This is a genomic window from Verrucosispora sp. SN26_14.1, from assembly GCF_004307965.1.
GTDB lineage: Bacteria > Actinomycetota > Actinomycetes > Mycobacteriales > Micromonosporaceae > Micromonospora.
In genome coordinates, this window is record NZ_SISL01000393.1 from 1 (window position 1) to 5,434 (window position 5,434).

4 protein-coding genes and 1 pseudogene are annotated in these 5,434 nt (G+C 72.5%); all 5 read left to right on the plus strand.

Going from position 1 to position 5,434, the window contains the following annotated elements:
• Positions 1 to 302: pseudogene (locus tag EYA84_RS25190) on the plus strand (carboxylate--amine ligase); the annotation flags it as partial.
• 14 nt (positions 303 to 316) lie between these two features.
• Entirely contained in the window at positions 317 to 1,690 is a 1,374-nt protein-coding gene (locus EYA84_RS25195) for an FAD-dependent oxidoreductase (RefSeq protein WP_131055965.1), read from the plus strand.
• Between the two features lie 87 nt (positions 1,691 to 1,777).
• Positions 1,778 to 3,196, plus strand: a complete 1,419-nt coding sequence (locus EYA84_RS25200; RefSeq protein ID WP_131055967.1) for a WGR domain-containing protein — start codon at positions 1,778 to 1,780, stop codon at positions 3,194 to 3,196.
• 8 nt (positions 3,197 to 3,204) lie between these two features.
• A complete protein-coding gene (locus EYA84_RS25205; protein ID WP_236145953.1) occupies positions 3,205 to 4,065 on the plus strand; it encodes an aminoglycoside phosphotransferase family protein in 861 nt (286 codons plus the stop codon).
• A gap of 189 nt (positions 4,066 to 4,254) precedes the next feature.
• The coding region (locus EYA84_RS25210; RefSeq protein WP_131055971.1) for a hypothetical protein at positions 4,255 to 5,434 on the plus strand (1,180 nt) is incomplete at its 3' end.

Below are 5,434 nucleotides of genomic sequence, written 5' to 3' on the forward strand. Positions count from 1 at the left end.
ACCACCACCTGCTGGTCGGCGCGCACTGGCGGGCCGCGCACGACGGCATGGAGGGCGACGCGGTCGACCTGGCCACCGGTGAGCTGCGCCCGGCGTGGGACCTGCTGAACCAGCTCGTCGGTCGGCTCGGCCCGGCGCTGGACCGGCACGGTGACCTCGCCGAGGTGACCGAGCTGCTGGACCGGCTGCGGGAGCACGGCACCGGCGCGACGCGGCAGCGTGCGGTGTTCGCGCGTACCGGTCGGTTGGAGGACGTGGTGGCGGACGTGGCGCGACAGACCCGGGGCGAGATCCCCGGCTGAGGAGGAGGATGGCCGTGGCGGAACGGTTGATCGTCGTCGGCGGGGACGCCGCCGGCATGGCGGCTGCCGCCCAGGCGCGGCGCCGCCGCGGCCGGGAGGACCTGGAGATCGTCGCGTTCGAGCGGGGGCACTACACCTCGTACTCGGCGTGCGGCATCCCGTACTGGATCAGCGGGCTCGTCGCCGACGCGCAGCAGCTCGTGGCCCGCGACCCGGCGACCCACCGGGAGAAGTACGACATCGACGTCCGGCTCCGGCACGAGGTCACCGAGATCGACCTGGACCGCCGCGAGGTGGTCGCCCGCGATCTGGACGGCGGCGGCGAGGTCCGGGAGGGCTTCGACACCCTGATGTACGCCACCGGCGCGGTGCCGACCAAGCCGGACTGGGCGCGTACCGACGCGCTCGGGGTCTTCGGGGTGCAGACGCTCGACGACGGCGCGGCCCTGCGCACGTGGCTGGAGGCCGACCCGAGGCCGAAGCGCGCGGTGGTGGTCGGCGGCGGCTACATCGGCGTGGAGATGGCCGAGGCACTGGTCCGACGTGGGCTGTCGGTGACCCTGGTCGAGCGCGACGAGCAGCCGATGTCGACCGTGGACCCGGACATGGCCACGCTCGTCACCGAGGCGATGCGGGGCCTCGGCGTGGACATCCGCACCGGCGTGCAGGTCGAGTCGCTCGGTGTCCGCGACGGCCGGGTCAGCGAGGTGGTCACCGACGACGGCCCGATCCCGACCGACGTGGTGGTGCTCGGCCTCGGCGTACGCCCCAACACCGCGCTCGCCGAGGCCGCCGGCATGCCGCTCGGCCCCACCGGCGGCATCCGGGTGGACCGCCGGATGCGGGTGGCCGAGGTGCCCGGGGTGTGGGCCGCCGGGGACTGCGTGGAGACCCTGCACCGGGTCAGCGGCATGCCGGTGCACGTGCCGCTCGGCACCCACGCCAACAAGCAGGGCCGGGTGGCCGGCATCAACATCGGCGGCGGGTACGCCACCTTCGCCGGGGTGATCGGCACGGCCGTGGCCAAGGTCTGCGACCTGGAGGTCGGGCGGACCGGGCTGCGGGAGCGGGACGCGCTGGCGGCCGGCTTCGAGTTCGTCTCGGTGATCGCCGAGTCGACCAACCGGGCCGGCTACTACCCGGGCGCCCGGCCGATGACGGTCAAGCTGATCGCCGAACGCCCCAGCGGGCGGCTGCTCGGTGCCCAGATCGTCGGCTGGACCGAGGCGGCGAAGCGGATCGACACGTTGGCCGTGGCGCTGTGGAACCGGATGACGGTGGACGACATGACCGCGCTCGATCTCGGCTACGCCCCGCCGTACGCCCCGGTCTGGGATCCGGTGCTGGTCGCGGCCCGCAAGGCCGTCGACGCGCTCGACCCGCGCTGAGGTCTGCTCGGATCTCTGTCGGTGGGGGTGGCTAGGTTGTGCCTGCCGCCCCAGACAGGGGCGGTGCCGACCCCTCGGAGGACCCGCATGTCGCAGGAGACGACCTACCTCGAACTGTCCGAGACGGACGGAGCGCACAAGTTCTACGAGGTGGTGGTCGACGACACCACGCTGATCGTGCGCTACGGCCGGATCGGCGACCAGGGTCAGGTCAAGACCTCCGGCTACCCGGACAACGTGCGGGCGCGGGCCGCCGCCGCGAAGAAGATCGGCGAGAAGGTCCGCAAGGGGTACGCCCCGGCGGTGCCGGGCGTCCGCCAGAAGCGTTCGGTGTCGCGGCGGCAGATCGTCAGCACCCGCTCGACCGCCCGCACCGCCCCGGTGCTGTGGCGATACGACTCCGGCGCTCCCGCGTTCGGCATCTTCATCGACGGCCGCACCTGCACGGTCGGCAACGAGCGGGGCGTCATCACCACGCTCGACCACGACGCCCGGGTGCTGGACCAGGTCCGGCTGCCCGACGGGGTGAAGTGCATCGTCGCCGACGACGCCTGGATCTACGCCGGCTGCGACGACGGCAACGTCTACGACCTCTCCGGCAAGATCCCCCGGGTGGCGTACACGATCGCCCCCGACATCGACATCTACTGGCTGGACATCCACGACGGCGTGCTCGGTGTCTCCGACGCCGACGGCGGGATCGCCGCCGTCGACCACGAGGACGAGTTCCTCTGGCGGCGGGGCGGGCGCGGCAGTTCGGCCTGGATGGTGCGCTGCGACAGCGACGCGGTCTACCACGGCGACTCGACCGGGGTCAGCGGCTACGACTGGCGCACCGGGCAGGAGCTGTGGCACACCCGCACCGGCGCGGTGCTGTTCGGCTGGCAGGAGCGCGACGCGGTGTTCGCCGGCACCGCGACCCGCGAGGTGGTCCGCATCGGCAAGGACGGCCGGCACGCCCGCACCTACCGCGCCGACGCGGCGGTCTTCTCCTGCGCCACCGCCTCCGACGGCCGGTACGTCTTCGCCGGTGACAGCCAGTCCTCGATCTACTGTTTCGCCGAGGACGGCACCCGGTTGTGGAAGCTCGGCACGGGCTGCGGCTCGGCGTACTCCATGCAGTATCACGACCAGCGCCTCTACGTGGTGACCACCAGCGGCCATCTGGCCTGCATCGACGCCAGCGAGCCGGCGATCCGGGCGGCCGAGGCGGGCAGCGTGCCGACCGTGGTCGACGTGAAGGCACCGGCCCGGATGCCCGAGCCGGCGGCCGTCACCCAGGTCGAGATGGTCGCCGACGGCGGTGACGGGGTGATCGTCGAGTGCGTCGAGCAGGGCGGTCGGCTGCGGGTGCACGTGCTCTCCGCCGGCTACCACCAGAACTGGTCGGTGCAGTTCCCCAAGGGCATCCGCCAGCCGGGCGCCCGCTACCTGGTCACCGAGGTCCGCGAGTCCGGCCGGGGCGGTTTCTACCGCGCCTACGGCGACATCCGCCGCCTGCGATGACCCACCCGGTGCGGATCCCTGACGAGTTGACCTGGTTGCGCTCGATGCCGGGCGGTCCAGAGTGGTTGGCCGGGCTGCCGGAGCGGCTGACCACCTGCGCCCGGCACTGGTCGCTGCGGGTCGGGCCGCCCTTCGGGCACGGCACGACCTCGCTGGTGGTGCCCGCTGACCTGCCCGACGGCACCCGCGCGGTGCTCAAGTTGCAGTTCCCGGACTCGGAGAGCGAACACGAGGCGACCGCGCTGCACCACTGGGACGGCGACGGTGCCGTCCGGCTGCTCGCCCACGACCCCGACCTGCGGGCGCTGCTGATCGAGCGTTGCGATCCCGGTACGCCGTTGCGCGTACTCCCCCTGGACGACGCGGTGGACGCGGTGGTGGCGCTGCTCCCGCGCCTCTGGCTGCCCGCAGATCGGCCGTTCCTGTCGCTGGCCGAGGCGGTGCGGGGCTGGGCGGTCCGGCTACCGGCCGCCTGGGAACGGGCCGGGCGACCCTACGAGCGGCGGTTCGTGGACCTCGCCCTCGACCTGCTCACCGGGCTGGCCGCCAGCCAGGGCGAGCAGGTGCTGGTCAACCAGGACCTGCACGCCTCCAACGTGTTGCGGTCCACCCGCGAACCGTGGCTGGCGATCGACCCGAAACCGCTCGTCGGCGAGCGGGAGTTCTCGGCGGTGCCGATGGTGCGCGGCACCGAGCTGGGCCACTCCCCCGCAGCCGTGCGCCGCCGACTGGACCGGCTCAGCGCCGAGCTGGGCCTGGACCGGAGCCGGGTACGCGACTGGACGATCGGCCACACGATGGCCTGGAGCATCGCCGGTGACACGGTCTTCACCGACCACATCGAGATCGTCCGCTGGCTCCTCGACTAGTGCCTGTCTCCTGAGGGCGGCCGGCCGGTCCTCAGGAGACGGTCCCCGAGCGCGGAGGACGTCCCCCGGTCCGCCGTAGGATCCGGCCGTGATCCGTGCCCCGGAAAAGTATGTCGGCGAGGTCGTGAACGCGAAGCGGTCAGGATCCGTCGCCACTGGTGTCGCCACGCCGAAAGGGATGGCCTACCTGTGACACGCGACCTCCTCCTCAAGAAGCTCAAGCTGGAGCGGATGCCACGCCGGTTCGTGGCGTTCGTCCTTGCCGCGCTGGCGCTCCTCTCCGCCGCCACCGCCGTCGGTTTCGGCGTCGCCTCCGCCCGTGACGACGTGCTTGTCGGCGACGCGGTCACCGACAAGCAGATGACGGTGCTCATCGCTGCCGCCGGGTCCTGCCCGACGCTGACGCCGGCGAGGCTCGCCGGGCAGCTCATGGCGGAGTCCGGGTTGGACGACCGGGCGGCGAGGACCATCTCCGGCGGTCAGGGCATCGCCGGTCTCGAAGACGACAAGTGGAAGACGTGGAAGCCGTGGCCGGACGCCCGACGCTCCGACATGTCGGCGAACATCCTGGCCCTCGCCCACCAGATGTGTGACCTCACCGGTCATCTCCGACTGGCGGGTGCCGGCGGTGACCAGTGGCGTCTCGCGGTGGCGGCCTTCCATGTCGGGCTGAACTCCGTCGCCGAGGTGCGCGGGGTGCCCGACGCCGCCACGACCTACGTCGACCGGGTCAGCGCCTACGCCGGGTACTACGGCAAGCTGCGGCAGTTCGGTGGGCCCGGTGAGGCCGACCGGACGGCACCGGCCGCCGAGGCGAAGGGGGTTCCCGCCGAGTACGTGCAGCACATCAACCGGGCGGGTTCGCTCTGCCAGGAGGTGACCCCACCACTGGTCGCCGCCCACATCATGGCGCAGTCCGGGTTCGACGCGAACCGGCTCGGTGCGACCGGTCAACGCGGCGTCGCGCAGTTCCGGTCGGACATGTGGCAGTCGTACGGGCCGAAGGGTCGTTCGGTGTGGGAGCCGGAGGTCGCCGTCCCCACCATGGGCTACGCCCTGTGCAGCCTGGTCCGCGAGCTGTCCGGCCTGAAGGGTGACCCGCTTCAGTTGGCGCTCGCCGCGTACCGCAACGGCACCACGGCGGTACGGCAGAACGGTGGCACCATCGACCGGCAGACCGAGACGTTCCTGCGGTCGGTGAAGACCTTCACCGACGTCTACGCGCTCGACAGCCGGCTGAGGGCGAACCTGCCGACCAGCCCCTCCCCCTCACCCACCCCGTCGCCGTCCGGGTCCCCGAGCCCGAGTCCGGACGCCAGCCCCTCCGGCAGCCCGAGCCCGAGCAGCCCCAGTACGGCGGGGGCGAACG